Here is a 1,870-nt window from a genome sequence, read left to right as displayed (position 1 = left end):
AATTAGGATAGGGGCAGGCCTCGCGGCCCGACCCCTCCTGCACCACCGTGCGTACGGGTCCGTACACGGCGGTTCGGATCAGTTGATCGGCGATGGACCCAGCGACGGAAGACCCAACGAGCGGAAGTAACGATTCGACAGTGCCTTGCTCAGTGCCGGGCTATTGCTTAAGCGCCAGACTCCGTGGGGCGAGCCCGCCGTTTGTGCGGCAAGGTGTCGGTTCACGCCTCGCGCAACGAGCTCCCGGAATCGGGTCCGGCCACGCTTCCACTGCTTCCAGAAGAAACAGCGCAGGCGGCGTCGGATCCATTCATCCAGTTGCTTGAGCACGCTGGGCGTTTCACAGAAACCAAAGTAGCCACGCCAGCCCGTCAGATATCGTTTCAGCGTGCCGATCAACTGGTCGACGCTGATCCCGCGCGAGCGTTGCGTCAGTTCCCGGACCCGATCCTTGAAGCGAGCCAGTGCCTTGGGCGCAATGCGCCTTCTGACCTGCTTTCGCCCCAGGAAGGTGAAGCCCAGAAACTTTCGTGTGTGAGGCCGTGCGACGGCGCTCTTCGCTTCATTGACCTTCAGCTTCAGCCTGCCGGTAAGGAAGGCCTTCAGCCCTGCCATCACCCGCTGGCCTGCACGTTCGCTGCATACGTAGACGTTGCAATCGTCGGCGTACCTCACGAATCGCAGTCCGCGTTGCTCAAGCAGTTTGTCAAGCTCGTCGAGCATCAGATTGGACAACAACGGTGACAGCGGACCGCCCTGGGGCGTGCCCTCTTCCGTTGCACCAACCAGCCCGTTCTCCAGCACACCTGCCGTCAGGAACGCACGGATCAGCTTCAGCATACGCTTGTCGCTGATACGGCTTGCCACCCGGCTCATCAGGATGTCGTGGTTCACGCGGTCAAAGAATTGCGCTAGATCCAGGTCTACCACCCAGCTATGTCCTGCCTGGATGTAGCCCTGCGCGCGCACCACGGCCTGATGCGCCGAGCGTCCCGGACGGAAGCCATAACTCGAGTCCGAGAACGTCGGGTCCCACTGCCTTTGCAGCACCTGCAAGACCGCCTGCTGGACGAATCGATCAAGCGCAGAAGGGATGCCGAGCTTGCGCACGCCCCCTCCATCCGGCTTGGGTATTTCGACCCGTCTCACAGGTTGGGGTTGGTAGGTTCCTTCGAGTAGTGAGGCCCGTATCGTCGGCCAGTGCTCCCGCAGGTACGCCGGTAATGCCTGAACCGTCATGCCGTCCACGCCCGGTGCACCCTTGTTCGCTTTCACACGCTTCAACGCCTGCTTCAGGTTCTCCCTTTCGCAGACTTCTGCCATCAGTCGGTCGCAAGCCGACGGGCTTTCAGGCTCGGGGTTCGCCGCCACAGGTTCAGCCCCTCGGGCATCGGCCTTCGGGGCTTCACCCCTAGCTTCGATCCCGAGGACGCGATGCGTTTTCTGCTGCGCTCCCATGTCGAGTTCTCCGGCTTACTTGCCGCTCCTCTCCGTTTGGGCCTTCAGGCGTCGCCACCCTAATATGCCCGCTGCTGACTCCTGCACGGCGATCAACAGCCCTTGCAAGCTGTTCAGTCCTGATTCCAGGACACCGGGCAGGCCTCCCGAGGTAAGCTCAACCGCCTTCACCACACACCTGCCAGATTTACCACCCCAGCCCTTGATGGTTGTGGACTTCGCGATCATTTGCTCGCTCGTCCGACTGGGTAGGCCTCGTATCTGGTTTCTGTTCGTCAGGTCGTGGCTTTGCTACACGCTTCCTTCAGACCCCGCCTCGCGACGACGCCCTTGCGTTTCGCTAGTCCTTCGCCCCATCAGGCTGGACAGGGGACTTGCACCCCCAAGCTGTTGCGCATGCTCGGCGCACAAA

Annotated in this window: 2 protein-coding genes; both read right to left on the bottom strand. The window is 61.6% G+C overall.

Features of this window, described 5'->3' with window-relative positions; all coding sequences use genetic code 11:
* Nucleotides 1-78: 78 nt before the first annotated feature.
* A complete protein-coding gene (gene ltrA / locus H0X95_RS35590) occupies nucleotides 79-1,458 on the bottom strand; it encodes a group II intron reverse transcriptase/maturase (protein WP_196446431.1) in 1,380 nt (459 codons plus the stop codon).
* Between the two features lie 15 nt (nucleotides 1,459-1,473).
* Nucleotides 1,474-1,686 (bottom strand): hypothetical protein, encoded by a 213-nt coding sequence (locus tag H0X95_RS35585; RefSeq protein ID WP_175722034.1) that lies wholly within the window; start codon nucleotides 1,684-1,686, stop codon nucleotides 1,474-1,476.
* Between the last annotated feature and the right edge of the window lie 184 nt (nucleotides 1,687-1,870).

Source organism: Burkholderia sp. 9779_493, from assembly GCF_015712215.1.
Taxonomy (GTDB): Bacteria; Pseudomonadota; Gammaproteobacteria; order Burkholderiales; family Burkholderiaceae; genus Burkholderia; species Burkholderia cenocepacia.
This window is presented reverse-complemented; position numbering and strand designations above follow the sequence as displayed.